The 25600-nt window shown below is 65.0% G+C and carries 25 protein-coding genes; 11 read left to right on the plus strand and 14 right to left on the minus strand.

The window, feature by feature from the left end; all coding sequences use genetic code 11:
• Nucleotide 1: 1 nt before the first annotated feature.
• Nucleotides 2-1087, minus strand: a complete 1086-nt coding sequence (locus XF30_RS06550; RefSeq protein ID WP_036020673.1) for an AbrB family transcriptional regulator — start codon at nt 1085-1087, stop codon at nt 2-4.
• Nucleotides 1088-1183: 96 nt separating this feature from the next.
• Nucleotides 1184-1465 (minus strand): PsiF family protein, encoded by a 282-nt coding sequence (locus XF30_RS06555; protein WP_109142231.1) that lies wholly within the window; start codon nt 1463-1465, stop codon nt 1184-1186.
• 201 nt (nt 1466-1666) lie between these two features.
• Between XF30_RS06555 and XF30_RS06560 the strand changes: the two genes are divergently transcribed.
• Nucleotides 1667-2149, plus strand: a complete 483-nt coding sequence (locus tag XF30_RS06560) for a hypothetical protein (protein ID WP_109142232.1) — start codon at nt 1667-1669, stop codon at nt 2147-2149.
• Between the two features lie 108 nt (nt 2150-2257).
• Here XF30_RS06560 and XF30_RS06565 read toward each other — a convergent pair whose 3' ends face one another.
• The gene (locus XF30_RS06565) at nt 2258-2806 is read right to left on the minus strand and encodes a TetR/AcrR family transcriptional regulator (protein WP_109142233.1); all 549 of its coding nucleotides are present in this window, start codon (nt 2804-2806) and stop codon (nt 2258-2260) included.
• Nucleotides 2807-2913: 107 nt separating this feature from the next.
• On the opposite strand from XF30_RS06565, the gene XF30_RS06570 reads away from it, so the two are divergent.
• From XF30_RS06570 to XF30_RS06580, 3 genes are all read left to right on the plus strand, one after another.
• On the plus strand, nt 2914-3342 hold the full coding sequence (locus XF30_RS06570; protein ID WP_035996751.1) for an acyl-CoA thioesterase: 429 nt from the start codon (nt 2914-2916) through the stop codon (nt 3340-3342).
• A gap of 3 nt (nt 3343-3345) precedes the next feature.
• The gene (locus XF30_RS06575) at nt 3346-3789 is read left to right on the plus strand and encodes a PaaI family thioesterase (protein WP_036020678.1); all 444 of its coding nucleotides are present in this window, start codon (nt 3346-3348) and stop codon (nt 3787-3789) included.
• 111 nt (nt 3790-3900) lie between these two features.
• Nucleotides 3901-4560 (plus strand): DsbA family protein, encoded by a 660-nt coding sequence (locus XF30_RS06580; protein WP_035996797.1) that lies wholly within the window; start codon nt 3901-3903, stop codon nt 4558-4560.
• A gap of 80 nt (nt 4561-4640) precedes the next feature.
• On the opposite strand, the gene XF30_RS06585 is transcribed toward XF30_RS06580, so the two are convergent.
• From XF30_RS06585 to XF30_RS06595, 3 genes are all read right to left on the minus strand, one after another.
• Nucleotides 4641-4847 carry a hypothetical protein gene (locus XF30_RS06585; protein WP_035996755.1) on the minus strand — a complete coding sequence of 69 codons (207 nt, stop codon included), beginning with the start codon at nt 4845-4847 and terminating at the stop codon, nt 4641-4643.
• Between the two features lie 81 nt (nt 4848-4928).
• Nucleotides 4929-5999, minus strand: a complete 1071-nt coding sequence (locus tag XF30_RS06590; protein ID WP_109142234.1) for a carboxylesterase family protein — start codon at nt 5997-5999, stop codon at nt 4929-4931.
• 26 nt (nt 6000-6025) lie between these two features.
• Nucleotides 6026-6997, minus strand: a complete 972-nt coding sequence (locus XF30_RS06595; protein WP_109142235.1) for a S1C family serine protease — start codon at nt 6995-6997, stop codon at nt 6026-6028.
• Between the two features lie 264 nt (nt 6998-7261).
• Between XF30_RS06595 and XF30_RS06600 the strand changes: the two genes are divergently transcribed.
• The 6 genes from XF30_RS06600 (at nt 7262) to XF30_RS06625 (ending at nt 14559) form a co-directional block, all read left to right on the plus strand.
• The gene (locus XF30_RS06600) at nt 7262-8680 is read left to right on the plus strand and encodes a M20 family metallopeptidase (RefSeq protein WP_109142236.1); all 1419 of its coding nucleotides are present in this window, start codon (nt 7262-7264) and stop codon (nt 8678-8680) included.
• Between the two features lie 259 nt (nt 8681-8939).
• On the plus strand, nt 8940-10730 hold the full coding sequence (locus XF30_RS06605) for a peptide ABC transporter substrate-binding protein (protein WP_109142237.1): 1791 nt from the start codon (nt 8940-8942) through the stop codon (nt 10728-10730).
• Between the two features lie 26 nt (nt 10731-10756).
• Complete coding sequence (locus tag XF30_RS06610) at nt 10757-11716, plus strand: ABC transporter permease (RefSeq protein ID WP_025033623.1); 960 nt, start codon at nt 10757-10759, stop codon at nt 11714-11716.
• Nucleotides 11682-12599 carry an ABC transporter permease gene (locus tag XF30_RS06615; RefSeq protein WP_035996800.1) on the plus strand — a complete coding sequence of 306 codons (918 nt, stop codon included), beginning with the start codon at nt 11682-11684 and terminating at the stop codon, nt 12597-12599. Before XF30_RS06610 ends, XF30_RS06615 begins: the two co-directional genes overlap by 35 nt.
• Nucleotides 12599-13594, plus strand: coding sequence for an ABC transporter ATP-binding protein (locus XF30_RS06620; protein ID WP_035996773.1), 996 nt, complete (start codon nt 12599-12601; stop codon nt 13592-13594). The genes XF30_RS06615 and XF30_RS06620 overlap by 1 nt, the downstream gene beginning before the upstream one ends.
• Nucleotides 13591-14559 carry an ABC transporter ATP-binding protein gene (locus XF30_RS06625; protein ID WP_035996776.1) on the plus strand — a complete coding sequence of 323 codons (969 nt, stop codon included), beginning with the start codon at nt 13591-13593 and terminating at the stop codon, nt 14557-14559. Before XF30_RS06620 ends, XF30_RS06625 begins: the two co-directional genes overlap by 4 nt.
• Before the next feature lie 29 nt (nt 14560-14588).
• Here XF30_RS06625 and XF30_RS06630 read toward each other — a convergent pair whose 3' ends face one another.
• Nucleotides 14589-16493 carry a sensor domain-containing diguanylate cyclase gene (locus tag XF30_RS06630; RefSeq protein ID WP_192893056.1) on the minus strand — a complete coding sequence of 635 codons (1905 nt, stop codon included), beginning with the start codon at nt 16491-16493 and terminating at the stop codon, nt 14589-14591.
• Nucleotides 16494-16666: 173 nt separating this feature from the next.
• Nucleotides 16667-16888 carry a dodecin gene (locus tag XF30_RS06635; RefSeq protein ID WP_036020706.1) on the minus strand — a complete coding sequence of 74 codons (222 nt, stop codon included), beginning with the start codon at nt 16886-16888 and terminating at the stop codon, nt 16667-16669.
• Between the two features lie 178 nt (nt 16889-17066).
• On the opposite strand from XF30_RS06635, the gene XF30_RS06640 reads away from it, so the two are divergent.
• Entirely contained in the window at nt 17067-17948 is an 882-nt protein-coding gene (locus XF30_RS06640) for a DMT family transporter (RefSeq protein ID WP_109142239.1), read from the plus strand.
• Between the two features lie 20 nt (nt 17949-17968).
• Here XF30_RS06640 and XF30_RS06645 read toward each other — a convergent pair whose 3' ends face one another.
• From XF30_RS06645 to XF30_RS06670, 6 genes are all read right to left on the minus strand, one after another.
• Nucleotides 17969-18526 carry an HNH endonuclease gene (locus XF30_RS06645; RefSeq protein ID WP_057028390.1) on the minus strand — a complete coding sequence of 186 codons (558 nt, stop codon included), beginning with the start codon at nt 18524-18526 and terminating at the stop codon, nt 17969-17971.
• A 199-nt stretch (nt 18527-18725) separates the two neighbouring features.
• Nucleotides 18726-19703: a peptidyl-alpha-hydroxyglycine alpha-amidating lyase family protein gene (locus XF30_RS06650; protein WP_109142240.1), complete on the minus strand. Its 978-nt coding sequence runs from the start codon at nt 19701-19703 to the stop codon at nt 18726-18728.
• 144 nt (nt 19704-19847) lie between these two features.
• Nucleotides 19848-21611, minus strand: coding sequence for a flavin-containing monooxygenase (locus XF30_RS06655; protein ID WP_109145599.1), 1764 nt, complete (start codon nt 21609-21611; stop codon nt 19848-19850).
• A gap of 163 nt (nt 21612-21774) precedes the next feature.
• Complete coding sequence (locus tag XF30_RS06660) at nt 21775-23301, minus strand: acyl-CoA synthetase (RefSeq protein ID WP_035996868.1); 1527 nt, start codon at nt 23299-23301, stop codon at nt 21775-21777.
• A 22-nt stretch (nt 23302-23323) separates the two neighbouring features.
• A complete protein-coding gene (locus XF30_RS06665) occupies nt 23324-24505 on the minus strand; it encodes an ABC transporter substrate-binding protein (RefSeq protein WP_109142241.1) in 1182 nt (393 codons plus the stop codon).
• A 34-nt stretch (nt 24506-24539) separates the two neighbouring features.
• Nucleotides 24540-25514, minus strand: a complete 975-nt coding sequence (locus tag XF30_RS06670) for an NAD(P)H-dependent flavin oxidoreductase (protein WP_109145600.1) — start codon at nt 25512-25514, stop codon at nt 24540-24542.
• Between the last annotated feature and the right edge of the window lie 86 nt (nt 25515-25600).

Below are 25600 nucleotides of genomic sequence, written 5' to 3' on the forward strand. Positions count from 1 at the left end.
CTCAATCATCCACGTCGTCCTGCGTGCGCCCGAACAGGTGCACGATGCCCGGCGTTGCGATCGTCACGAAGACGAAACGCGACAGGTGGTGGGCGCCGACGAAGATCGGGTCGATGTGCAGCGTCAAGGCCAGCGCCAGCATAGCGTCCATCGCGCCCGGCGCGAAGGCGACGACGACGTCGGAGAATTTCACCGGGGTGGTCAGCGCCACGATGCCAACGAAGATGGCGGAGACGGCGATGGCCACGGCAAACGAGCCCAGCGCAGCGCGGAGGTGGCCGGCGAGCGTCTTGATCCGCATCCGCGCGAAACGGCTGCCGATCAGTGCGCCGATCCCGATCAGCGCAACGCCACGCACCCAGTCCGGCAGGCCGCCCTCGACCCATCCGGCACCATGCAGCACGCTGGAGGCGATCATCGCGCCGAACATCCAGCTCGCGGGAAACCTGATCAGCCGCAACACGAGCGCTGCGGCCAGCGACGCGGCGGCTAGCTCGAGCAGGTCGAGCGGCGAGGCGATGGTCGTCGTCAACGACGGTGCAGCGGAGGGCGTGACGCCTGCAATCGCCAGCACCATCGGCAGCGCGGCGGTCAGGATCATGACGCGCATGGTCTGCACCACCGCAATGCCCGGCAGGTCGGCGCCGCGCTCGACCGCCAGGATCGTGATCTGCGACAGCGCGCCGGGACTGCCGGCCAGGAAAGCGGAGGTGCGGTCCCAGCCATGCATGCGCTGGAGGTAATAGCTCGACCCGAACGTGGAGCAGAACGTGGCGAGCGCAAGCAGGCCGATGGTGACGGGGTAGGCGCTGACCTGCTGAAGCAAATGGCGCGAGACGACCGAGCCCAGCGAGATGCCGAGCAGCACCAGCACGGTCTGGGTCAAAATCGGCGGCAAGGTCAGCTGGCGGCCGGCGATCGCGGCGATCCCGACCGCGATCATCGAGCCGGAGATCAGCCCGCCGGGAAGGCCGGCGAGCAGAAACACAAGGCCGCCGGCGGTGCCGATGACGAGCGTCTCCACCGTGCTCAGGATCGTGGCACGGCTCGGCCATTCGAACGACAGGGAGGCGGTGATGTGCTTCACGCCACCTTATCGCAAATCAGCGCGAGGCGCACAATTGCAGGCTCATCATGCCGCAATGCGCGAGGCCTTCCGCGGAGGCTCGGAATCGTGACGGGCTTATTTCTTGTCGGCTGCGGGAGCGGCGACTGCGCTGCCGGCCTTCGCCTCCTTTTTGCATTCGCGACGGAATTTCTTGCGCTCCTTCCCCTTCAATCCCTTGGCGTCTGCCTGCCTGGAGCATTCCAGCGGTTCCGCCGATCGCTCCTTCGTTGCCCTCTTGTCGTCAACAGTGGCGGCAGTGTCGGTCTTGGCGGCCGGCGCGGCGGTCTGCGCGAAAGCGGTGCCGGTGACGAGCAGGGAGGCGAGAGCAACGGCGGCGAGGCGGGACGTGAAGGTCATGTGGTGCACTCTGCTTGCGAGAATTGCGAAGGGCTGAAACGTTGGCTCGCGTTGCTGAACGCGACATGAATGAAGTCGAGCGGCAGGATCACTATATTTTGCCGGCGCAACTCATCGCATCCTTGTCGCAAGCGGCTAACACGCTAGGATAGCAATCCTCAATTCACTTCCGTCGGGGAAGATCAAGCAGGAGACCCAGGGATGACCATTCAGACGAAATTGTTGTATGTGATCGCAGCGTCCGGTGTCGCGGCATTGCTGACGAGCGCGCCGGCACAGGCACTGACAGCGCAGGAGTGCAGCGCGAAGTACCAGGCCGCCAAGAAGGACGGCTCGCTCGGCACCATGAAGTGGAATGACTTCCGCAAGGCCCAATGCGGTGCCGATGCGACGCCCGCCGCTGCGCCGACAGCGGCTGCGCCCACAGCTCCCGCGGAGCCGAAGCAGGCCAAGAAGGAAGAGGCACCCGCCGCCGCGCCGGCCCTGCCGGCCGGTCCTGCGGTCTACCCAAACGCGGTCGATCCGAAATATGCCAAGGAGACGCCCGGCAAGGCGCGCCTGCACACCTGCGTCGACCAGTACAATGCCAACAAGTCCACCAACGGCAACGGCGGCTTGAAATGGATTCAGAAAGGCGGCGGCTATTACAGCGAATGCACCAAGAAGCTGAAGGGCGCCGCCTGAGCTTCGCAGCGAAGGCCGGAGCAAGGCTCCGGCCGATTCGCCTGAATTCTCGCGCATGATCTTGGCAGAACACCTGCGCTCACCCGGCCCTTGGGGTCCGGATCATGCTTAGTCCAGCAGCTTCTCGGCAGATTTCGCCACGAGCTGCGACCGCTTGCGCGGACCGCTCTCGACGAACAACAGGCTCTGGCCGAAGATGAAGCAGTAGAACAGAAAGGCCTGCGCGTCGGCCTCCTCGGCCGCAAGGCCGGTTGCGCGATAGAGGTCGCCGACGTGCCTGAGCCGCGCCGCGTCGACGCTCGCCACCGCCGCCGCGGCGTTGTCCTCCGATCGGGCCCATTGCCGGATCGCGAGCTCGATCGCCATCCCTTCTGGATTGAGCCGCTCGGAATAAAGCTGGATCACCGCCTTCAGCCGCTCGCGGGGCGCTTGTCCGTCGAGGCTCGTCTGCTGCGCGATCGCGGCGATGCGGCCCTTGCGCCAGGCGTCGAGCATGGCCTCGAGCAGTGCGGCGCGGTCGGCGAAGTGCCGGTAGAAGCCGCCCTTGGTGACGCCGAGATTCTTGGCGAGCACCTCGACCCGCACGCCCTCCACCCCCGCGCGGGCGAGCTCGGCAAACCCAGCCTCGACCCAGACGTCGCCCTTGCCGTCGCTCATGAAGAAAGCCTCACCCGGTCTTGATACGGTGCCGTATTGCTAACGTGACACGGGTTTGATACGCTACCGTATCAACGAGCAAGGACGAAATTGCGGGAGGAAATGCGATGGAGCAGGAGGCGACCTATCGCGGCACGGTCTATCCGTGGCAATGCGACCATGTCGGGCACATGAACATCATGTGGTATGTCGGCAAGTTCGACGAGGCCAATTGGAATCTGTTCGCTCGTCTCGGCCTGACGCCGAGCTATTTGCGCATCTCCGGCCGCGGCATGGCCGCGGTGCAGCAGAACATCGCCTACAAGCGCGAGCTGCTCGCCGGCGACATCGTCGAGATCCGCAGCCATCTGCTCGAGATCAGGGACAAGTCGATCCGCTTCCGGCACGACATGACGAATGCGGAGACCGGCGAGCTCGCGGCGACGTGCGAGATCACCGGCGTGCACATGGACCGTCAGCTCCGCAAGTCCGCCCCGTTCGCCGATTGCATTCGCGAAGCTGCCTTGAAGCATCTTGCCGAACCAGCCGAGGTGTGAGCCATGACCGCATTCGAGCCGAAAAACCCGGGCTATCGCGCGGCGGCCATCGCCATGTTCGATGCCCAACCGGCCATGCGCACGCTCGGTATCGTGATCGTCCGGCTCGCGCCGGGCGAGGTCGAGCTGGCGATGCTGCATGCGCCGGCCCTCACGCAGCAGAATGGTTTCATCCATGCCGGCATCATCACGGCCGGGCTCGACAACGCCTGCGGCGTTGCGGCCTTCAGCTTGATGCCGGCGGAGGCCGGTATCCTCACCGTCGAGTTCAAGACCACGCTGCTCGCGCCCGCCCGCGGCGAGCGTTTCGTCTTCAAGGCCGAAGTGGTCAAGCCCGGCCGCACGCTGACCTTCTGCGAGGCAAAGGCCTACGCCGAGCATGACGGCAAGACCACGCTGATCGCCATGATGAGCGGGACCTTGATGGCGATGCTGCCGGCGGCTTAGTCGAGCCGGACGCGATTCGCGTGGCAATCGCGCCCGCGGCATTCTATATGACCCGTAACAATGACCGGTGCGCGGGCGTATATCCGCAAGACGGGACCGAAACGGGACGATATGACTGGATTTGGGAATAATGGCCTTGGGCCGAGCCGGCGCGCAGCCTTGACGCTGATCGGAGCGGGCGCTCTCGCCGTGGGTGGGATCGTTTCGGCGCGCGCCGCCACCGGCGATGACGAGGTGCTGACCGAAGCCAAGGTGCTGCGCGATCCCGACACGCCGGTCGCAGGCAATCCCGACGGCAACATCACCATCGTCGAATGGTCCGACTACAATTGTCCCTATTGCCGCAAGCTCGAGCCCGAGCTGCGCCAGGTGGTCCAGGACGACGGCAAGGTGCGGCTGGTCATGAAGGACTGGCCGATCCTCGGGCCGGTTTCGGTCACCGCGGCGCGGAGCGCGCTGGCGGCCAAGTTCCAGGGCAAGTATCACCAGGCCCATGACGCCCTGATCGGCGTCAGCTCGCGCCTGACCGAGCCGCGCATCAACGAGCTGCTCGCGGCTGCCGGGGTCGACATGGACCGCTTGAAGCGCGATCTCACCGGCCACGCCAAGGACATCGACGCCATCCTCAAGCGCAACAACGAGCAGGCTGAAGCTTTCGGCTTCCAGGGCACCCCGTCCTTCATCGTCGGCAAGTATCGCGTGCCCGGCGTGCTCAGCATGACCGAGTTCGAGCAGGTCATCGCCGACGCCCGCAAGGCCAAGATGAACTGAGCCGGCGATATTTCAGGACGCAATACAAAGGCGCCGTCGCGGGTCTGCGACGGCGCCTCGTTCATGTCGATCGGACGAAATTACTTCGACGAGATCCGGACCCAGTCCTTGTGCGCGCGATCGCGCAGCGCATCCCAATCGGCCTTGGCGACGTCCCAGTTCACGATCGTTCGGTTGGTGGTCGCGATGTCGCCTTTGGCGACTGACGACGTCTGCATGGAATCATAGACGTAGACGCCGCCCGCAAGCAGCAACGCGCCCAGGATCATTCCGAAAAAAGTCTGCATGGCGAACCTCCGGTGACGGGCGATAACGTCGGCCCGGAGTGATGGTTCCGCGACTATGCGGCGCATCCAAGGTGAGGTTGTTCATTCTCCATTCAGCCACTCCATCAGCTCCGCATTGATCTCGCGCGGATAGGTGTGGCTGAGGTCGTCGATCTCTCGATAGGTGACTTGGGCACCGGCGGCGGACAGCGCCGCCTGCGTCTGCCGTGCGGTCTGCACCGGAAACATCCAGTCGAGCTTGCCGTGAGTGATGAAGACCGGCAAGCCTTGCAGGCGCGTTGCGTCGGCCATCTCCGCCATCAGCGGATGGAAGGTCGCCGCAACCGGGGCGAGATGCGTGAACGGCGAGGCGCCGTCGAGGCCGGTGACGTAGCAGAAGGTGCCGCCGTCGCTCATGCCGGTCAGCAGCATGCGCGAGGGGTCGATGCGCCAGCGGCCGCGTACAGTATCGATGATGCGCATGAGGTTCGGTGTGTCGGTGTCGTCGCCCATCAGCGCCCAGGTCGGGCCGGTCGCGGTCGGCGCCACCAGGATCGACCCGAGAGTGCGGGCGTCGCGGAGCCAGCTCCACAGAAAGCCGCGTCCGTTGCCGCTGCCGCCATGCAGCGCCATCACCAGCGGCATGGCACGCTCAGGCGCATAATATTCGGGGACATAGACCGAGAAGCCGCCGCGGCTGCCAGGCTCGTTGTGGTCGTGGAAGATGCCGGTATCTTCGCCCGCGCTGGCTTGGAGCCGCGACAACAAATCCGCATTGTCGCGATTGGCGGCGTTGAGGAAGAAGCCGCTCACGGGCGGAAATTGCGCTGCCAGCGGATAGAGCGCCTCCTGCGCGCGCGGGACATGGCGCAGCGCGCGGAACACCGCGACGAGATCGCCATGGCCACGCTCGACCTCACGAATGCCGGCAAAGGCAGCGAGCGTCTCGCCGCAGGCGCGATCGAGCCGCTCGCGCAAGCCTCCGAACTGCTCCGGCCAGTCCCCGATTGCTGCGTGCGCCGTCTGCAGCGCCTCGTCCGGCGTGCCGATCGCATCCATCACCGAGGCGAAGGCCGGCGGATGCAGATGCCGCTGGAAGAAGCCGAGCGCTTCCAGCGCATTGAGCAGCGGCGGCAGCACGGCCACGATGTCGTCCACCACGGCCTCGGTCATCGCCCGCTTCCTCAAAGCCTTTTGGATCAGTGCAGCTTCGGCGCCTTCAGGAGCTTGAAGCGATCGGTCGACGTCACGGTGACGTCGAAGGTGACGCCTTCGTGATGAACGGTGAGCGGCACGTCGACGCCGGCGGCGCCGAGCGCCCACATTTTCTTGTAGAAGGCGGTCTGGCTCGTCACCCTGTCACCGTTCACGGCGAGAATGACGTCGCCGGTCTTGAGCTCGGCGCGGGCGGCCGGGCCATTGGCGGAGATCCCGATCACCACCACGCGGTTGTCGATCTCGGTCGAGTAGAGTCCGAGCCAGGGTCGTGCCGGCTTGTTGACACGGCCGAACTTGCGCAAGTCCTCCAGGACCGGCTTCAGGAGGTCGATCGGCACGATCATGTTGACGTGCTCGGCCTCGCCGTCACGTTCGCGATCGAGCTGGAGCGAGCCGATGCCGATCAGCTCGCCGCGTTCGTTGAGCAGCGCCGTACCGCCCCAGTTCGGATGTGCGGGAGCGGTGAAGATGGCCTCGTCCAGCAGATATTCCCAGTAACCGGCGAATTCCTGCTTGGCCACGACCTGGCTCGCGACCGAGCGCGTGCGTCCGCCGGCGCCGCCGACCACGACGCGGTCGCCGATCCGTGTCGCCGCCGACGAGCCGAGCGGCAGCGGCGCAATGTCGAGCTGGCCGAGCGCCTGCACCAGCCCGAACCCGGTCTCGGAATCGAAGCCGAGCGCATGGCCCTCCACCACTCGTCCGTCGGCGCGGTGCAGCCAGACCGACTCTGCCTCGGTGATGAGATAACCTATCGTGAGCACCAGGCCCTCATCGATCACGACGCCGTTGCCGGCGCGTTCGGTGCCCAGCGTCTCGGCACTGAAGGCGTCCGGAGGGATGATGGCGTGCAGGCCGACGACGGAGCCGAGCGCGCGGTCGAGATCGAAACCATAGTCGCCCGCCCGCGGCTGGTTCGCCGGCGGCACTCTCCATTCGGTCAGAGCGCTCATGGAGTTCTCCTGGCTGAGAGCATCGCTCCGGCAAGGCTGGCGGAGCGACGCGCGAAGCACGCCTAATTTAGGCCGGAGCAGGCCGTCTTGAAAGCCTCGTTCCCAACTATTCGGGAGAACGCCGCGTGAAATCTTGGAAAGGCCCGGAAACACATCGTCATCTGATCCGGCGCATGGCTGCTGTCCGGCGCAGTGCTAGGCGCCGTGCAGTGAAGCTGCTAACCATTGCCGCCTCGTTTGACCAAGGGATCACGGACGACAAGCATGGACAACCGCAGCGACATCTGGCGTGGCATCGACACGATCAAGGCACGCTTCATCGACCTCAGCGACAGGGTCTGGGGCATGCCTGAGGTCTGCTACACCGAGGCGCGGTCCGCCGCCGAGCATCTCGCCGAGCTGCGTCATCAGGGCTTCCGCATCACTGAGAACGTCGCCGGCATCCCGACTGCGCTGATCGGCGAGTGGGGCGAGGGCGGTCCGGTCATTGCCTTCATGGGCGAGTACGATGCGCTGCCGGGCCTCAGCCAGGAGGCGGGTGTCGCCGAGCATCGCCCGATCGAGACCGGCGGCCATGGCCATGGCTGCGGTCACAACCTGCTCGGTTCCGCAGCGCTGCTCGCCGCGACCGCGGTGAAGGACTGGCTGGCCGAGAACAAGGTGCCCGGCCGCGTGCGCTATTACGGCTGTCCGGCGGAGGAAGGCGGCGCGGCCAAGGCCTTCATGGTGCGCTCCGGCGCGTTCGAGGACGCCGACATCGCCATCACCTGGCACCCGCACAGCTTCTGGGAGGTGGCGGTAACGCCCTCGCTTGCGAATACGCGCGCGGATTTCATCTTCACCGGCCGCACTTCGCATGCGGCGGCCTCGCCGCATCTTGGCCGTTCGGCGCTCGATGCGGTGGAATTGATGAATGTCGGCGTGAACTACATGCGCGAGCACATGCCGAGCGACGCGCGCGTGCACTATGCCCTGCTCGACACCGGCGGCATCGCGCCGAACGTGGTGCAGGCCCATGCCCGCGTGCGCTATTCGATCCGCGCGCGCGACCTTCCCGGCATGAACGAGTTGGTCGAGCGTGTGTCCAAGATCGCGCAAGGCGCGGCGTTGATGACCGAGACCAAGGTCGAGATGAAGATCATCTCCGCGGTCTCCAACATCCTGCCGAACACGCCGCTGGAGCAGGCGCTGCATCAGGTCATGGAAGAGCTCGGACCGCCGCATTTCGACGATGCGGACAAGAGCTTTGCCGGCCAGATCCGTGCGACCTTGAGCGACAAGGATATCGCCTCGGTCTATTACGCGATCGGCATGGAGCCGACCGATCGGCCGCTGGCCGACTTCCTGGTGCCGCTCGATGCCAAGCGCAATCCGCTGGTCGGCTCCACCGATGTCGGCGACGTGAGCTGGGTGGTGCCGACCGTGCAGGTGCACGCACCGACGGTTGCAATCGGCACGCCCTTCCACACCTGGCAGGTGGTGGCGCAGGGCAAGAGCCCGCACGCGCACAAGGCCATGGTGCAGGCCGCCAAGGCGATGGCAGGCCTCGGCATCAAGGCGTTGACGGAACCGGAGCTGATCAAGGTTGCTAAGGCGGATCTCCAGACGCGGACGGCCCGCACTCCTTACGTCTGTCCGTTGCCGGATCACGTCGCGCCGCCGCTCGACATGTCCGTGGCGTAGGAATTCGCCTCGATACTTCGTCTGATCCAGCGAACAAATTTTCCGCAGTGCAGCGCGCAATCCAGCAGATTTTGATGATGGATTGCCGAACGGATGGGCTGCGGAGCGCAATTTTGCCCAACGGACAGCCAATAGACCGTTTGCATACACACGGTCCCAGTTGACGTGCACCCCATTCGGTGTGCCATCTACCGCCAGCCAAACCCGGCGGTCGCGAGCGGCCGCCTGCATCCATGTCGGAACCAGACGGGGGACAACCATGCTGGACAAAGAGCTGCGTTCGATGATCGGTCAGGTGAAGGACGGGCGGATGGACCGCCGCGCCTTCGTCAAGCGCCTCGCCGCGGTCGGTCTCACCGCTCCCCTCGCCAACCAGCTCCTCGCGCTCGGCGGCGTTGCCATGGCGCAGAGCCCCGCGGTCTACAAGCCGACAAAGCGCGGGGGCGGCGGCCCTCTCAAGGTGCTGTGGTGGCAGGGGCCGACGCTTCTCAATCCGCATTTCGCCACCGGCACCAAGGACCAGGACGGATCGCGGCTTTTCTACGAACCGCTCGCCAGCTGGGACGCCGACGGCAATCTCAACCCGATCCTCGCTGCAGAGATTCCCTCGCTTGCAAACGGCGGTCTCGCCGCCGATGCCAAATCGGTGGTCTGGAAAATCAAGCGGGGAGTCAAATGGCACGATGGCAAGCCGCTGACTGCCGACGACTTCGTGTTCACCTGGCAATACGCCAGCGATCCCGCCACGGCCGCCGTCAGCATCAGCACCTATGGTGACATCACGGTCGAGAAGGTCAGCGATCTTTCGATTCGCATCCTGTTCAAGACCCCGACGCCGTTCTGGGCCAACGCGTTCGTCGGCGCTTATGGATGCGTTCTCCCCAAGCATCTGTTTGCCGACTACAAAGGCTCGAAGTCCCGCGAGGCGCCGAACAATCTTGCCCCGGTGGGCACCGGTCCCTACAAGTTCGTCGAGTTCAAGCCGGGCGATGTGGTCCGCGGCGAGCTCAATCCCGACTATCACATGCCCAACCGTCCGCATTTCGACACGATCGAGATGAAGGGCGGCGGCGATGCCGTCTCGGCGGCGCGCGCGGTGATCCAGACCGGCGAATTCGATTTCGCCTGGAACATGCAGGTCGAAGACGACGTGCTGCTGCGTCTGGAGAAGGGCGGGAAGGGCAAGACCGTCTATGCCACCGGCGGCGACATCGAGTTCATCGCGATCAACTTCACCGATCCGAACACTGAGATCGACGGCGAACGGTCCTCGATGAAGACCAAGCACCCGATCTTCTCCGATCCGAACGTGCGCAAGGCGCTCGCCCTGCTCGTCGACCGCGACTCCGTCAAGAAGGCGATCTATGGTCGGGCCGGCCGCACCACGGCCAACTACCTCAACGGCCCCGAGAAGTTCGTCTCCAAGAACACCTCGTGGGAGTTCAACATCGAGAAGGCGTCGAAGATGCTCGATGACGCCGGCTGGAAGGTCGGCGCCGACGGCATCCGCGAGAAGGACGGCAAGAAATTCAAGCTTCTGTACCAGACCTCGACCAACGGTCCGCGCCAGAAGACCCAGGCCATCGTCAAGCAGGCCTGTCAGAAGGCCGGCATCGACGTGGAGCTGAAATCGGTCGTCGCCTCGGTCTTCTTCTCGTCTGACGTCGCCAACCCGGACACCTATCCGAAGTTCTATGCCGACATCGAGGAGTTCCAGATCCCGATGACGCAGCCCGATCCGGCCCTGCACATGCGGCGCTACATCTCCGCCAATGTGGCCACCAAGGAGAACAAATGGCAGGGGCAGAACTTCCCGCGCTACGTCAACAAGGAGTATGATGACGCCATTGCTGCGGCTGAGACCGAGACCGATCCAGTCAAGCGCGCCGCGCTCTACATCAAGTGCAACGACCTGTTGTGGCAGGACACCGTGTTCATTCCGGTGATGCATCGCCTGCTGGTGGATGCCTGCTCCAACACGTTGCGGCCGGCGCTCTCGGGCTGGGCCAATCGGACCGATAACCTTCAGGACTGGTACCGGGAGGCATGAGCGCAGGCTAGACGGGATTCTTCCCTATGAGTCAGTATGTCCTGCGTCGCCTCCTGATCGCCGTTCCGAGCCTGCTGGCGATTTCGCTGGTGCTGTTCGTCGTGCTTGCGCTCGCGCCCGGCGATCCGTTCTCCGAACTGGCCACCAATCCGAACGTGCCGCCCGAAGTGCAGGCGGCACTCCGGGCCAAGTTCGGTCTCGACGACCCGATCTACCTCCGCTACCTGCACTGGCTCAACGCCATGCTGCACGGCGACTGGGGCTTCTCCTTCGTCAGCCGGATGAACGTCGACACGCTGATCCTCCAGCGCCTGCCCGCCACGCTCTACGTGATCGGCTCGGCGCAGATCCTGGCGCTGCTGATCGCGATTCCGGTCGGCGTCTATGCCGCGACCAGGCCGTATTCGCTGTTCGACCAGATCGCGAATACGCTCGCCTTCGTCGGCTTCTCGCTGCCGACCTTCTTCACCGGCATCCTGTTCATCCTGATCTTCTCGGTCACGCTGGACTGGCTGCCTTTCGTCTACACCACCGACATCAAGGCCACCGGCATCCGCTGGGTGCTGGAGATGATCCGTCAGGCGATCATGCCGGTGGCGGTGCTCGGCCTGTTCCAAGCGGCGTCGATGACGCGCTTCGTGCGCTCGGCGATGCTCGACGTCATCCGGCTCGACTACGTCACCACGGCGCGGGCCAAGGGCCTCGGCCAGACCACGGTGATCATCAAGCACGTGATGCGCAACGCCATGATTCCCGTGGTCACGCTGATCGCGTTGCAGATGCCCGCGGTGTTCGGCGGCGCCATCGTCACCGAGCAGATCTTCCGCATTCCCGGCATCGGCTCGCTGCTGATCTCCTCCATCCTTTCCAACGACACGCCGGTGGTGATGGCCGTCACCTTCGTCTTCGCGTGCCTCGTGGTGCTGTTCAATCTCATCGCGGACGTGCTTTATGGCTGGCTTGACCCTCGCATCTCCCTCCGCTGAGCGGCGCGCCTATTCGCCCTGGCGCGAAGCATGGCGGCGTTACAGCCGCCACCGGCTCGCGGTGGTCAGCGCTGTCCTGCTCCTCATCCTGGTGCTCGCCGTCGTGCTTGGGCCGTTCGTATGGCGTGTGAAGATCAACGAGATCGACATCGTCGCGGGCCTGCAGGGTCCGTCGCTCGCCCATCCCTTCGGCACCGACGATCTCGGCCAGGACATTCTGGCGCGCATGATCTATGGCGGCCGCATCTCGCTCGCGGTCGGGCTCGCCGCGATGCTGGTCGCTGTCATCATCGGCACAGTGATCGGCGCGCTCGCCGGTATGTCGCGCGGCGCGCTCGGACACGGATTGATGTGGCTCACCGACCTGTTCCTGTCGCTGCCGCAGCTGCCGCTGCTGCTGCTGCTGATCTATCTGTTCCGCGACGGGCTGAAGCAGGTGTTCGGGCCCGAAGGCGGCATCTTCATCTTGATCGTGCTCGTGATCGGAGGTCTGCGCTGGATGCCGGTGGCGCGGCTGGTGCGTGCCCAGTTCTTGTCGCTCCGCGAAAAGGAGTTCGTCGAAGCCGCCCGTGCGCTCGGTGCCAGTCCGGTGCGGCAGGTGGTACGGCACATCCTGCCCAATGCGGTCGGCCCGGTGATCATCGCCGGTACCATCGACGTCGCCGCCGCGATCATCGCGGAATCGACGCTGTCCTTCCTCGGCCTCGGCTTCCCGCCGGATACCCCGACCTGGGGCCGGCTGCTGTTTGACGCCAAGGATTTTCTCGACATCGGCCCGCACTGGGCGCTGTTTCCGGGCGGCGCGATCTTCGTCGCGGTGGTGGCCATCAACTTCATCGGCGACGGTCTGCGCGACGCGCTCGATGCGCGACGGGTGATCTGATGGCGCCGCTGCTCGAGATCAAGGGCCTGAAAACCCACTTCTCCACGGACGACGGCATCCTCCAGGCCGTCGACGGTGTCGACATCTCCATCAACAAGGGCGAGACGCTCTGCGTCGTCGGCGAATCCGGCTGCGGCAAGACCGTGACCGCGATGTCGATCCTGAAGCTGATCGCAATGCCGCCGGGCCGGATCGCGGCGGGCCAGATCATCTTCGAGGGGCGCGATCTGGTGCCGCTGACCAGCAACCAACTCGACGAGATCAGGGCGAAGGAGATCGGCTTCATCTTCCAGGAGCCGATGACCTCGCTCAATCCGGTGCTCACCATCGGCGAGCAGATCGCAGAGAGCCTGCGGCGGCACGAAGCGGTGACCAGGAAGCAGGCGCTCGAGCGCACCATCGAGATGCTGAAACTGGTGCAGATCCCGAACGCCGAAGGCCGCGTGCACAATTATCCGCATCAGTTTTCCGGCGGCATGCGCCAGCGCGTGATGATCGCGATGGCGCTCGCCTGCAAGCCGAAGCTGATCATCGCCGACGAACCCACCACCGCGCTCGACGTCACCATCCAGGCGCAGATCCTCGACCTCTTGCAGGACATGAAGGACCGCTTCGGCATGGCGGTGATGCTGATCACCCATGCCATGGGCGTCGTCGCCGAGACCGCGCAGCGCGTCGTCGTGATGTATGCCGGCAAGGTGGTGGAGGAGGCGCCCGTCGACGATCTCTTCGGCGATCCCCGTCACCCCTATACGCAAGGCTTGATCCGCTCGATCCCGCGCATCGATCTCGACAGCGAGCACAAGACGCGGCTCGAGGCGATCGGCGGCTCTGTGCCGATCCTGATCAACCCGCCGGCCGGCTGCCGCTTCGCGCCGCGCTGCAAGTTCGCCATGAATGTCTGCACCGAGAAGGAGCCGCTGCTGCGCGAGATCGCGCCCGGTCACCGCATGGCCTGTCATCTCGGAGATACCAGCGTGGGAGCCGCGTCATGAGCGAGCCCTTGCTCCGCGTCAGCGGCCTGAAGAAACATTTCCCGGTGCTCGGCGGCCTCTTGTCGCGCCAGGTCGGCACCGTCTATGCGGTCGACGGCGTGTCGTTCTCGGTCAACCGCGGCGAGACGCTCGGCCTCGTCGGCGAATCCGGTTGCGGCAAGTCGACGACCGGGCGCTGCGTGCTGCGCCTGATCGAGCCGACCGACGGCGAGGTCACCTTCGACGGCCAGGACGTACGCAAGCTCGGCGGCAACGATCTGCGCGCGATGCGGCGGAACATGCAGCTGGTGTTCCAGGATCCGTTCGCCTCGCTCAATCCGCGCATGACGGTCGGGGCCATTCTCGGCGAGGCCTTTACCATCCACAATCTCGCCTCCTCCTCGAAAGAGCGCGAGGAGCGCGTTGCGGGACTTCTGGTCAAGGTCGGGCTCAAGGCCGAGCACATGCGGCGCTATCCGCATGAATTCTCCGGCGGCCAGCGCCAGCGCATCGTGATCGCGCGCGCGCTCGCGGTCGAGCCGAAGCTGATCGTCTGCGACGAGCCGGTCTCCGCGCTCGACGTGTCGATCCAGGCCCAGGTCATCAACCTGCTGGAGGACCTTCAGGCCGAGCTGAACCTGACCTATCTGTTCGTCGCGCACGATCTCTCGGTGGTCGAGCACATCTCCGACCGCGTCGCGGTGATGTATCTCGGCCGCATCGTCGAGCTCGCGAAAGCCAGCGACCTCTACCGCAACCCGCAGCATCCCTACACCAGGGCGCTACTGTCGGCGGTGCCGGTGCCAGATCCAAAACTCAAGCGCGAGCGCATCCGCCTCAAGGGCGACGTGCCGAGCCCGATGAAGCCGCCCTCCGGGTGTCACTTCCACACCCGCTGCCCGATCGCCCAGCCACGCTGCGCGGAAAGCGCGCCGCCGCTGAAGGAGGGCGCGGGCGGCCATTTCGTGGCGTGCCATCTGGCGTAGTGCTATGAATCCGTAGACGGCCGATCAGCTCACGCGCTTTTCGCGGGCCATGCTATCACCTGGCCCGACATCACCAGCCGGTCTCGGCCGCTCTCCTTGGCGACGTAGAGCGCACGGTCGGCGGCGGCGACCAGCGTACTAGAGTCCATCGCGGTCTGGGACGGAAGAGCCGCGGCGCCGCCGATGCTCGCAGTCACCAGCCGCGAAGGCGGATTTTGCGCGTGCAGCATGGCGAGATCGAGCAGCGCCTGGCGAATCGCTTCGCCGACCTCGGCGCAGCCTTCAGGACCGGTGTTCGGCAGCAGCACGGCGAATTCCTCGCCGCCATAGCGCGCCGCGAGGTCGGCCGGACGCCTGGCCTGGGCGGATAAAATCCGGGCCAGCGCGCGCAGGCAGGCGTCGCCCGCCAGATGCCCATAGAGATCGTTGAATTTCTTGAAATGATCGACATCGATCAGTAGCAGCGAGAGCTGGGTTCCGTCGCGCCGAGCCCGCGCCCATTCGTCGGCAAGGTGGTCGTCGAAGGCGCGACGGTTGGCGAGGCCGGTGAGACCGTCAGTGATTGCCAGCGAGGCGAGCCTGTCCTGAAGATCCTTCTGCTCGGTCATGTCGCGCACGACCGCGACGACGCCGTCGATCACGCCGCTGTCGGACGCCACGGTGACGTGTAGCGCCGCCTCGGCCCAGATCTCGCCTTTGTCGCGATGACGCTGCCGATAGACGAACCGCGCTTCCTCCGCCTCGCCATTCTTCAGCGCGGCGATGGCCTGCTCAACTCGTTCCATGTCGTCGGCGTGAATGCCGGCCAGGGCCGAGGTGCCCATCAGTTCTTCGGCCGACCAGCCGGTGATGCGCGCGCAGGAGGGAGAGACGTAGAGCAACCGGTTATCCAGCCCGATGCGGGTCACCATGTCGCTGGATTGCTCGGCCAGCAGGCGGAAATTGGCTTCCTTGGCGACCAGGGCCTGTGCCGTGCGCTGCCGCTGCAGCAACTGACGGACCAGATAGTAGCCGATCACCGCGATCAAGAGGACGAGTCCGAGGACGAAGCTCATGCGTGCTGCTGCCGCGCGTCGCCAGGGGGCGAGCACGTCGGCCTGCGACTTGCTCGCCAGCACCATCAGGGGATAGCGGCTGCTGCGCTGGTAGTAGCTCAGCCGCTCCGCGCCATCGAGCGGCGATTTGAAGTAATAGACCGCTGCGGCGGGGCGGCTTTTCCAGCTTCTGAACAAGGGCGCATCGGACAGGTCGCGTCCGACGAAGGCGCCGCTCTCGTCACGGCTGCGCGCCAGCATGATGCCGCTGTCGTTGAGCAGAGATGCCGAGCCGTTCGGCCCGATGTCGAACCGCTCGTAGAATTTGACGAAATAGCTGACGTCGATCGTGAGCAGGGCGACGCCGGCGAAGCCGCCGTCGGAATCGTTGATCCGGCGAGATGCGGTGACGATCCACTGACCGCCGGAGCGGCTCTTGACGGGTCGCCCGATCAGCGTGCCCGTGTCCGTAGAATCGCGATGGCGTTGGAAATATTCACGGTCGCTGTTGTTGAGCTTGGAGAAATCGAGGTGCTCCGTCGTGGCGAGCCAGCGGCCGGTCGCATCATAGATGAAGATGCCGCGGATGCGTTCCGATGATTTGCGGGTGGGCAGATAGGCCTGGAGCTTCATGATCGTGTCCGGGCCCATCCCGTCGATCTCGAGCCGGTGGACCAGCCCGACGAGAATCGTATCGGCAAGCTCGAACGTGTCGTCCGCGTGCTGGATCAGCGACTGAGCGAGGTTGGTGACGTCGATTTCGGCGTTCCTCAGATCGGCGTTGCGCGCCTCCCATTCGCGCCACGCACTCAGGCCGAGGATAGCCACGCAAGTCAGCACGACGAATCCGGCCGCCCAGAGCGGAAGGCGCGTCTTGCCGAGTTCGCGGCTTGTGACCATCAGGCTTGCTCCAAATCGGAGCAAACCTCTCACTTTCGCCTTAACGGCTTGTTGCAATATCCGCGATGATTGTGCGGGGTCTGTACTCGACCGGGAACATGGCCGACATCGAGTTCCACTCTCGTCGGCCCGCTTTCATGGTGGTGTCGCCGCGCGATGGGCGGCCTGACGTCTCATCCTTCCAACGTGAAGCCGACGCGCAGCGTCACCTGAAAATGACGCACGGCGCCGTTCTCGACATGGCCGCGCGTTTGCACGACCTCGAACCATCTTATCTCGCGAACGGTCTTGGAGGCGCGGCTGATAGCGTTCTTGATCGCATCCTCGATCGAGGTCTCGGATGATCCGACGAGGTCCAGGATCTTATAGACGTGATCGTGCTCGGCTGTGGGCATGGCCTTCCCTCATTTGGTATATTGCCATCCGAAACATGCGTATGGCGGAACGTGCGCAGGCGAGCATGCCTGGCCCACGGTCTGAACGGTCGTGGGAGCTTCGGGTTCCTTGCTCCGCGATGGCCCGCATGCACCAGGCGAGGTGGAGCGGCCGGCGCTGGCCTGCTAAGCGCTGGGTATGGACACGGCGCGACGCGACAGGACGATCGGCTCTCTCTGCCTGTGCGTAACGGCGTTCGGCTGGGCGTTGAACTGGCCGCTGATGAAGCTGCTGCTGCAGCAATGGCCGCCTTTGTTCGCGCGCGGCCTTGCGGGTGTTTGCGCCTCGCTCATTCTCGGCACCCTGGTGCTGATCCGGAAGGAATCCTTCGCCGTTCCGCGCGAGGCGGTGCCGCGGCTCTTGTTTGCGACCTTCACCAACGTCTTAGCCTGGATGGGTCTCGGCACGGTCGCGATGAAATATGTGAGCGTAAGCGAGGGCGCGCTGCTCGCCTATACGATGCCGATCTGGGCGATGCTGCTCGCCTGGCCGGTAATGCACACGCAGCCGGCGCGACGGGATGTTTTCGGGCTTGTCCTCGGCATTGCCGGCGTCACGCTGCTCCTGAGCGGCAACGGTCTTGCGTTCAGCACCGACAAGCTGGTCGGCATTGCGCTCGCACTGCTCTGCGCCATCCTGTTCGCGCTCGGCAATGTGCTCAACCGCAAGCCGCTGCCGATGCCGCCGCTGGTCGTCGTCGCCTGGCAGGTCGGGCTGGGCTGCGCCACGATGCTGGTCCTCGGCGTGCTGTTCGAGCGCCCTGACGTCACCGCCATCACTCCGCTGGGGCTCGGCTGCTTCGTCTACATGACGCTGGTGCCGATGGGCCTCTGCTACGTCACCTGGTTCGAGACGCTACGCCGTCTGCCGCCGACCTCGGCGTCGACCGGCATGCTGATCGTGCCCGTGATCGGCGTCGTCTCCGCCGCCATCATTCTGGGCGAGCCGCTCGGCTATCGCGAATGGACGGCGATGGCGCTCACGCTCGGCGGCGTGACGCTGGCGTTGCAGCGGGGGTAGCAGAGCGCGCTGGCTCGCACCTACGGATCCAGCTCCGTATCCCAGTACAGATAGTCCAGCCAGCTGTCGTGCAGATAGTTCGGCGGAAACAGCCGGCCGTTGCGGTGGAGCTGGTGCACGGTGGGCGCGAACGCTGTCTGGCGCGGAAACATTTTGGACTGCGCCGGTGTGAGATTGCCCTTGCGCAAATTACACGGCGAGCACGCCGCGACCACGTTCTCCCAGGTGGTCTGGCCGCCTTTGCTGCGCGGGATGATGTGATCGAAGGTGAGGTCTTCGGGCGAGCCGCAATATTGGCAGGCGAAACGATCCCGCAGGAAGACGTTGAAGCGGGTGAAGGCGGGGTGGGTGGTCGGCTTGACGAAGGATTTGAGCGAGACGACGCTGGGCAGCTGCATTTCCAGCGTGGGACTTCGAACCGCCTGATCGTAATGTGCGACGATGTTGACGCGGTCGAGGAACACCGCCTTGATCGCGTCTTGCCACGACCACAACGACAGTGGGTAGTAACTCAGCGGCCGGAAGTCCGCATTCAGCACCAACACCGGCCAACTGCCTTGCGAGACATGTGCGTTCAAGTAACGCTCCCGGCCTCCAATATACGCTGCGAAGCAGCATGTAGTGACATACTACATGCAGCGTGACGGGATTGTGAAGCCCGTTGAGCGACTTATTCAAGCGCAAGCAATGCGGCGGCGGGGTGGCAAACGGGCTCAAAAAGCCGCGATCCAGGGGGCGCGCGGAACCGCCCCAGCATGGCTGCCGTTGCCATGGCAGCTACTCCCGTACCCGCTCCAGCTTCTGCAGGCAGCGCGTCGCGCGCACTGCGGCCGGCATCTCCTCGTCCGGAAAGCTGGTCTCCCAATTGGTGACGCCGACCTCGCCGACATAGATATCGCCCTTCGAGTCCAGCGCGATGCCGTGCGGCGCCAGGAATTTGCCGCTGGCGACGCCCGGCCCCTCCTCGCCGCCGAGCCGCGCGATGCGATTTCCCTTGGTGTCCACGATCGACAGCCGCGGGCCGAGATTGGGTACATTGCGGTTGATGGCGAGGCCGGGGCCGAGCTCGCCGATCACGAAGGTCGGGCTCTCGGCCCCGCCGCAACAGCACAGCGCGCAGGGTCGGTGCAGATTGTTCCACTGCGTCTCGTATTTGCCCTCGCCGTCGAACACCTGGACGCGGTGGTTCTCGCGATCGGCGACATAGACCCAGCCGTCGGCATCGGTGGCGATATTGTGCACGATGTTGAACTGACCGGGATCAGTGCCCGGCTCGCCCCAGCTCTTGATCAGCTTGCCGTCGGGCGTGAATTTGTGCACGCGCGCATTGCCATAGCCGTCGGAGACGTAGATCTCGCCCTTCGGCGACAGCGCGGTGTGGGTGCAGCGGTGGAACGGCTCGCCGCTCATGAACGGCGCCGGCTTTGCAGGAATGCCGATCGTCAGCAGCACCTTGCCGTCGGCGGTGCATTTGCGCACGGTATGGTCGCCGTCGTCGGTGCAATAGAGATTGTCGTCGGCGTCGATATGCAGGCCGTGCGCGCGCGAGAACAGGCCTTCGCCAAAACTGCGCAGGAAATTGCCCTCGCGGTCCAGCACCACCATCGGGTGGGCGCCGCGGTTGAAGACGTAGACGCGGTCCTTGCTGTCGACCGCCACCGAGGCGACGTCGGTGAGCTGCCAGCCGTCCGGCAATTTCGCGAAGTTGTCGACGACGCGGTAGCGGTGCTCGCCGGTGCCGAGAATGGCTGGCATTGATCTCTCCTCTTGTCATTCCGGGGCGCGCGAAGCGTGACCTATGATGCGCAATTGCGCATCTGAGAATCCATTGGGCAGCATACTCTGTGGTTAGATGGATTCCGGGTTCGCGCTTCGCGGGCCCCGGAATGACGGCTGTAGCTATATTCGTGCCAAAATCCCTTCCTCGATCGCCTTGATCTGCAGCGCCAGATATTTCGAGTTGATCCGGCATTGCGCCAGGCTCCCGGCGATGAACCAGAGGCCGGGCTGCCTGGTGCGCGCATACATGTTGCGCAGCTCGAAGCCTTCGCCAAAACCCCAGATCGGCCCGACGCGGTCGGCGATGCCGTCGCCGAACAGCTTGCGCACCAGATATTCCTGCGGCTTGTAGCCGGTCGAGAGCACGACCAGGTCGGCGGTAATGATCGAGCCGTCCTTCATCCGCGCGCCCTCAGCGTTGAAGCTTTCGATGTCGGAGAACTGCCTGAGGCTGATCTTGCCCTCGACGATCAGGTTGGAGCAGCCGACGTTGAAGTAATAGCCGCCGCCGCGGGTGAGGTATTTGAACTGCCAGCCGGTGCCGGCTTCGCCGAAATCGAGCTTGAAGCCGACGCGCGCGAGGCCGTCGAGTAGCTCCTTGTCGAGCTGCTTGGATTGCTCGGTCAGCATCACATGCGTCTTCTTCGCGAGCGGCGTCGGCATCGAGGCCGCAATCAGATCGTTGTCCTCGAGCGTGCCCTCGTTGTAGGTCGCATAAGCGAGCTGCGCCGACGGTTCGATATTGGTCACGAGTGTGGGCGAGCGCTGCACCAGCGTCACCTCGGCGCCGCTGGAATGAAGATCCTGCGCGATGTCATGACCGCTGTTGCCGGTGCCGAGGACGATGGCGCGCTTGCCGGTCCAGTTCTCGCCGTCCTCGTAGCCGCTGGAATGCACCAGCGTCCCCTTGAAATTGTCGAGGGTCGGAATGTCGGGAATGTTGGCGATGCCGCTGACGCCGGTCGCCATGATCACATGGCGCGGATGCATGGTGCGCTTGCTGCCGTCGGCGCGCCGCAGCGTGACGGTCCAGTGGCCCTTGGCCTCGTCATAGGCGCCGCCCTCGAACTCGGTGCCGGTCCAGAAGTTCAGCTCCATCGCATCGACATAGGCCTCGAACCAGTTGGCGAGCTTGTCCTTGGGGATATAGACCGGCCAGTTCGGTGGAAACGGCATATAGGGCAGGTGATTCACCTGCACCTGGTTGTGCAGGGTCAGCGCGTGATAGCGCTTGCGCCAATTGTCGCCGATCCGCATCTCGCGATCGACGATCAGCGTGTCGACCTTGAGCTGCTTCAGCCGCGCGGCGATGGCGAGCCCGGCCTGGCCGCCGCCGACCACCAGCACGGCCGGGTCACGATCGACATAGTCGCGCGAGGCGTTGCGCTGGTCGAGCCAATTCGGCCCGCGGAAGTCGCGCGAATAGGCCTGCCCCCGCGGGCGCGAGGTGCCGAGCTGTTCCTCGAAGCCCTTGAGTTCGTCGAGCGCGGTCAGCAGCGTCCAGGCCTTCAGGCGGTCGCCGTCGGCAGTATCAGGCACGAGCCGTACGATGCCGTTGCCGCGACCGAGCGCGGTCTCGAAGTTGAAAATCGCCTCGATGCAGTTGGTGCCGGCCCGCGTCACCCAGCGCGGCGGGGCCCGGTTCGGAGCGAGCTTGAAACTGATCGGCTCTGCCTTGGACGCGAGCGCGGCCAGCGCTTGCGCAATCGTCTCGCGCCCGGCGAGCGTTTGCAGGTTCCAGCTCAGCGCCAGCACGTCGCGCCAGAAGCCGTCGGCGAGGAAGAGCGGGCCCAGCGTCGCGGGATCAGGTCTGCTTAAGGTGCGCTCGAAGTCGTCGAGCCAGGCCTGTGCGGCGATGGAAATATCCTGCGTCCGGTCCAGCATGCGCGACCTCATGGCCGTCTTCGCGGCGTTTCCTCAGAGATCGAACGCTATACGGTTTCGCCGCCCGCCAAAAGCCGCGGACCTGAGCGAGGCCGGCATGCGGCCCTGCCCGGACGGAATATGGCCCGGAATTCCGCACGTGCGGACGCCGCCGGAGAACGACTTAAGCGCCGGCCGGCCTGTGGTCCGCCCAATAGGGGTCGCGCAGCTTGCGCTTGAAGATCTTTCCGGTTGCCTCACGGGGCAGCGCATCCAGGAACTTGACCTCCTTCGGCACCTTGAAGTTGGCCAGACGCTCGCGCAGATAAGCCTGCACCGCGGCGGCGGAGAGCTGCTCGGCCCTGTCGGGCTCGATGCAGGCGCACAGCCGCTCGCCATATTCCGCGTCCGGGATGCCGAACACGGCGCAATCGCGCACGCCGGGCATCGCGATCAACACGTTCTCGATCTCGGCGGGATAGATGTTGACGCCGCCCGAGATCACCATGTCGCGCTTGCGGTCGCACAGGAACAGATAGCCGTCCTCATCGAGATAGCCGACATCGCCGACGCTGACGAGACCGTCGCGCCCCGCCTCGGCGCGCGCCTGTGCCTTGCCGTGGTAGTCGAAATCCGGCACCGCGGTCTGGCGCATATAGATCTCGCCGACCTCACCAGCATCGCAGAGGCTGCCGTCGTCGCGAAAGATCTTGACGATGCCACCTTCGATGGCGCGGCCGACCGTGCCGGGCTTCTTCAGCGCCTCTTCGGCCGAGTGCCAGACCGGGATGCCGGTCTCGGTCGAGCCGAAATATTCGTTGATGACCGGTCCCCACCACTCGATCATCGCCCGCTTCACCTCGGGCGGGCAGGGCGCCGCGCCGTGCACGACGAAGCGCAGCGACGACAGGTCGTAGCGCTGCCTGACCGCTTCGGGCAGGCGCAACAGGCGCACGAACATGGTCGGCACCATGTGGATATGCGTCACACGGTGGCGCTCGATCAGCGCCAGCAGCTCCTCGGCGTCGAACCGCGGCTGAAGCACGATGGTGCAGCCGTTGCGGAAGGCCATCATGCCGTAGGAATGCGGCGCCGAGTGATACATCGGACCGTTGATCAGCACGACCTGGTCCTCGCGCGGCTTGATGCCGTAGGCGATCGCGCCGACGCGCTCCGAGGCGGCGGCCTGCTCCGGCGGCATCGGCATGCGCCGCACGCCCTTCGGCATGCCTGTGGTCCCCGACGTGTAGATCATCGCCGCCGCCCGGCGCGGCGGCTCCTCTGTTTCCGTGTGGCCGTCGCGCCAGCGGTCCCAATCGGTCAGGCCCGAAGAGACCTCGGTCAGCTCACGGGGAATGGCGAAGGTCGCCGCCAGCTCGGGCGGGGTTGCGACCACGAGCAGGCGGACATCCTCCGGAATGCCGCCGCGGATTTGTGGCAGCAGGTCGGCGTGGCAGATCAGGATCTTCGCGCCACTGTCGGTCAGGATGTAGCGGACCTCCTCGGCCTTCAGGTGCCAATTGATCGGCACCACGGGGCTGCCCAGTGCGGCCGAGGCCGCGACCACCTCGAACAAGGCGAAGTCGTTGCGCAGCATCATGGCAACCGGTGCGCCTGCGGCAAGGTCGAGGGCGCGCAGCCCGCTCGCCGCGCGTCTGATGCGCGCCTGGATCTCGTCATGGCCGATCCGGCGTTCGCCGCTGATGATCATGGTCATTCCCATTCCGTTGGAGTCAGCGATCGTCCAGCACGTCGCCGAAGCCGACCCAGCTCTTGCCGTTGAAGCGCCGCAGCTGCAGCTGCTGGAACGGCAGATAGTCGTCGGCGGCGGTGCTGACGGATATGCCGGGCAGCAGCAGCGGCAGCTTCACCTCTTTCAGCGAGGCGGACTGGCGCATGATGTTGTCGCGGCTGAAATCGTCCTTGCACGCCTTCAGCACCGTCATCAGCAGCGTCGCGTAATGGTAGCCGGCCGCATAGTTGGAGTTGGAGAGATCCGCGTTCGGCATGTACTGCTTCATGAAGGCGAAATACTCCTTCACGCCGGGATCGCTGACCCATTGCGGGTCCATCGTGTCCTTCTGGTTGCTCGACGAGATCAGGCCGACGGCGTTGTCGAGCCCGGCCGGCTCCAGGAACGAGATCGACGAGGCCGAGGTCGGCACGAAGAACAGCTCGGGCTTCCAGCCGAGCTCGGCGACGCCCTTGATCATCTGCGAGGTGAACTTGCCGAGCACGACGCCGAACAGCACGTCGGCGCCCGATGCCTTCAGGGTCGAGAGCTGCGAGCTGATCGTCGGCGCGCTGGTCTCGTAGGTCGCTTCCGCAACAATCATGCCGGCAGCCTTGTCGCCGAGCGCGCGCTTGAAGCCGGCGACGTAGTCGCGGCCGAAATCGTCGTTCTGGGAGAGGATGGCGATCTTGGCGCCCGGCTTGGTGCGCAGCACGTGCTTGGCATAGACCACGCCTTCGGATTCATAGGCGGCCATGCCGGGCATGGTCCATGGATATTTCTGCGGATCGGCCCATTTGGTCGCGCCGGAAAGCACGAACAGCTGCGGCACCTTCTTGCCGTTGAGGTAGCGATGCACGGCGCTGTTGGTGGCGGTGCCGAGCGAGCCGAACAGCATCAGCACTTCGTCCTGCTCCACCAGCTTGCGGGTCTGCTCGACCGTCTTCGGCGGCGAGTAGGCATCGTCCAGCGTGATGAACTTGACCTTGCGGCCGTTGATGCCGCCTTCGGCATTGATCTTCTCGAAGAACGCCTCCTGCGTGCGGCCGATCGCGCCGAAGCCGGAGGCCGGGCCGCTATAGGGCAGGGTCTGTCCGATCCGGATCTCCGTGCCTTCGGCGTGGGTGCTGTCCGTGGCGAGCGCCAACAGGGACAGACCGATCAGTGCGGCTGCCAGCTTCATGATATCCTCCCGTTTGTCTTGTCAGTTGGAGACGTCAGGCGCTGACGCGCATCAGGAAATCCTGCCTCGCCTGATCGAATTCACGCTTCATGCGGTCGACGAGCTCCGCAACGGGCGGGGCATCGGTGATCTGGCCGATGCCCTGGCCCGATCCCCAGATGTCGCGCCACGCCTTGGATTTCATGTTGCCGCCGGAGCCGAAATTCATCTTCGATTTGTCGGCGGCGGGGAGGTTGTCCGGATCGAGGCCGGCGGCAGCGATCGACGGGCCGAGATAATTGCCGTGCACGCCGGTGAACAGGTTGGTGTAGACGATGTCGTGCGCGGCGTGCTGCGTCAGCGCCGATTTGTAGGCTTGGTCGGCATTGGCTTCCTGCGTCGCGATGAAGCGCGTGCCTATATAGGCGAGGTCGGCGCCCAGCGTTAGCGCCGAAGCGATGCCATAGCCGTCGCTGATCGCGCCCGACAGCAGGACGGCGCCGTCAAACCATTGCTTGACCTCGCGCACCAGCGCAAAGGGCGACAGCGTGCCGGCGTGTCCGCCCGCACCGGCGCAGACCAGGATCAGGCCGTCGACGCCCTGTTCGGCCGCTTTGCGCGCGTGCTTGACGTTGATGACGTCGTGGAACACCAGCCCACCATAGGAATGCGCGGCCTCGACGATCTCCGCCGGCGGCCGCAGCGAGGTGATGATGATCGGCGCCTTGTGCTTGACGCAGGTTTCCATGTCCTTCATCAGCCGGTCGTTGGAGGCATGGCAGATCTGGTTGACGGCGTAGGGCGCGACCTTCTTGCCGGGATTGCGCGATTTGTACTCGCCGAGCTCGTCTTCGATCCGGCTCAGCCATTCGCCGAGCTTCTCGACCGGACGAGCATTGAGCGCGGGAAAGGAGCCGACGACGCCCGCCTTGCACTGGGCGATCACCAGTTCCGGGCCGGAGACGATGAACAGCGGCGAGCCGACCACGGGCAGCTCGAGCGAATCCTTCAAGAGATTGGGCAGTGCCATCATGTCCTCCCGAAACGCGGCCCCGCCGGCGGGCGGATCACGAGGCGTTTCCGTTTTGATTGTCGCGCGGGCGGATGGGCCGCCCG

Source organism: Bradyrhizobium sp. SUTN9-2, from assembly GCF_003122645.1.
Classification (GTDB): domain Bacteria; phylum Pseudomonadota; class Alphaproteobacteria; order Rhizobiales; family Xanthobacteraceae; genus Bradyrhizobium; species Bradyrhizobium yuanmingense.

What these genes read in the sequence shown, in the direction of transcription:
- XF30_RS06615 (WP_035996800.1), top strand. Translation starts at nt 11,682, where the DNA reads ATGGCTGGCTTGACCCTCGCATCTCCCTCCGCTGAGCGGCGCGCCTAT.
- XF30_RS06665 (WP_109142241.1), bottom strand. Translation starts at nt 24,505, where the DNA reads ATGAAGCTGGCAGCCGCACTGATCGGTCTGTCCCTGTTGGCGCTCGCC.
- XF30_RS06595 (WP_109142235.1), bottom strand. Translation starts at nt 6,997, where the DNA reads ATGAGCGCTCTGACCGAATGGAGAGTGCCGCCGGCGAACCAGCCGCGG.
- XF30_RS06635 (WP_036020706.1), bottom strand. Translation starts at nt 16,888, where the DNA reads ATGCCCACAGCCGAGCACGATCACGTCTATAAGATCCTGGACCTCGTC.
- XF30_RS06600 (WP_109142236.1), top strand. Translation starts at nt 7,262, where the DNA reads ATGGACAACCGCAGCGACATCTGGCGTGGCATCGACACGATCAAGGCA.
- XF30_RS06655 (WP_109145599.1), bottom strand. Translation starts at nt 21,611, where the DNA reads ATGCTGGACCGGACGCAGGATATTTCCATCGCCGCACAGGCCTGGCTC.
- XF30_RS06650 (WP_109142240.1), bottom strand. Translation starts at nt 19,703, where the DNA reads ATGCCAGCCATTCTCGGCACCGGCGAGCACCGCTACCGCGTCGTCGAC.
- XF30_RS06575 (WP_036020678.1), top strand. Translation starts at nt 3,346, where the DNA reads ATGACCGCATTCGAGCCGAAAAACCCGGGCTATCGCGCGGCGGCCATC.
- XF30_RS06625 (WP_035996776.1), top strand. Translation starts at nt 13,591, where the DNA reads ATGAGCGAGCCCTTGCTCCGCGTCAGCGGCCTGAAGAAACATTTCCCG.
- XF30_RS06570 (WP_035996751.1), top strand. Translation starts at nt 2,914, where the DNA reads ATGGAGCAGGAGGCGACCTATCGCGGCACGGTCTATCCGTGGCAATGC.
- XF30_RS06620 (WP_035996773.1), top strand. Translation starts at nt 12,599, where the DNA reads ATGGCGCCGCTGCTCGAGATCAAGGGCCTGAAAACCCACTTCTCCACG.
- XF30_RS06590 (WP_109142234.1), bottom strand. Translation starts at nt 5,999, where the DNA reads ATGACCGAGGCCGTGGTGGACGACATCGTGGCCGTGCTGCCGCCGCTG.
- XF30_RS06640 (WP_109142239.1), top strand. Translation starts at nt 17,067, where the DNA reads ATGGACACGGCGCGACGCGACAGGACGATCGGCTCTCTCTGCCTGTGC.
- XF30_RS06555 (WP_109142231.1), bottom strand. Translation starts at nt 1,465, where the DNA reads ATGACCTTCACGTCCCGCCTCGCCGCCGTTGCTCTCGCCTCCCTGCTC.
- XF30_RS06610 (WP_025033623.1), top strand. Translation starts at nt 10,757, where the DNA reads ATGAGTCAGTATGTCCTGCGTCGCCTCCTGATCGCCGTTCCGAGCCTG.
- XF30_RS06565 (WP_109142233.1), bottom strand. Translation starts at nt 2,806, where the DNA reads ATGAGCGACGGCAAGGGCGACGTCTGGGTCGAGGCTGGGTTTGCCGAG.
- XF30_RS06560 (WP_109142232.1), top strand. Translation starts at nt 1,667, where the DNA reads ATGACCATTCAGACGAAATTGTTGTATGTGATCGCAGCGTCCGGTGTC.
- XF30_RS06580 (WP_035996797.1), top strand. Translation starts at nt 3,901, where the DNA reads ATGACTGGATTTGGGAATAATGGCCTTGGGCCGAGCCGGCGCGCAGCC.
- XF30_RS06585 (WP_035996755.1), bottom strand. Translation starts at nt 4,847, where the DNA reads ATGCAGACTTTTTTCGGAATGATCCTGGGCGCGTTGCTGCTTGCGGGC.
- XF30_RS06670 (WP_109145600.1), bottom strand. Translation starts at nt 25,514, where the DNA reads ATGGCACTGCCCAATCTCTTGAAGGATTCGCTCGAGCTGCCCGTGGTC.
- XF30_RS06660 (WP_035996868.1), bottom strand. Translation starts at nt 23,301, where the DNA reads ATGATCATCAGCGGCGAACGCCGGATCGGCCATGACGAGATCCAGGCG.
- XF30_RS06605 (WP_109142237.1), top strand. Translation starts at nt 8,940, where the DNA reads ATGCTGGACAAAGAGCTGCGTTCGATGATCGGTCAGGTGAAGGACGGG.
- XF30_RS06630 (WP_192893056.1), bottom strand. Translation starts at nt 16,493, where the DNA reads ATGGTCACAAGCCGCGAACTCGGCAAGACGCGCCTTCCGCTCTGGGCG.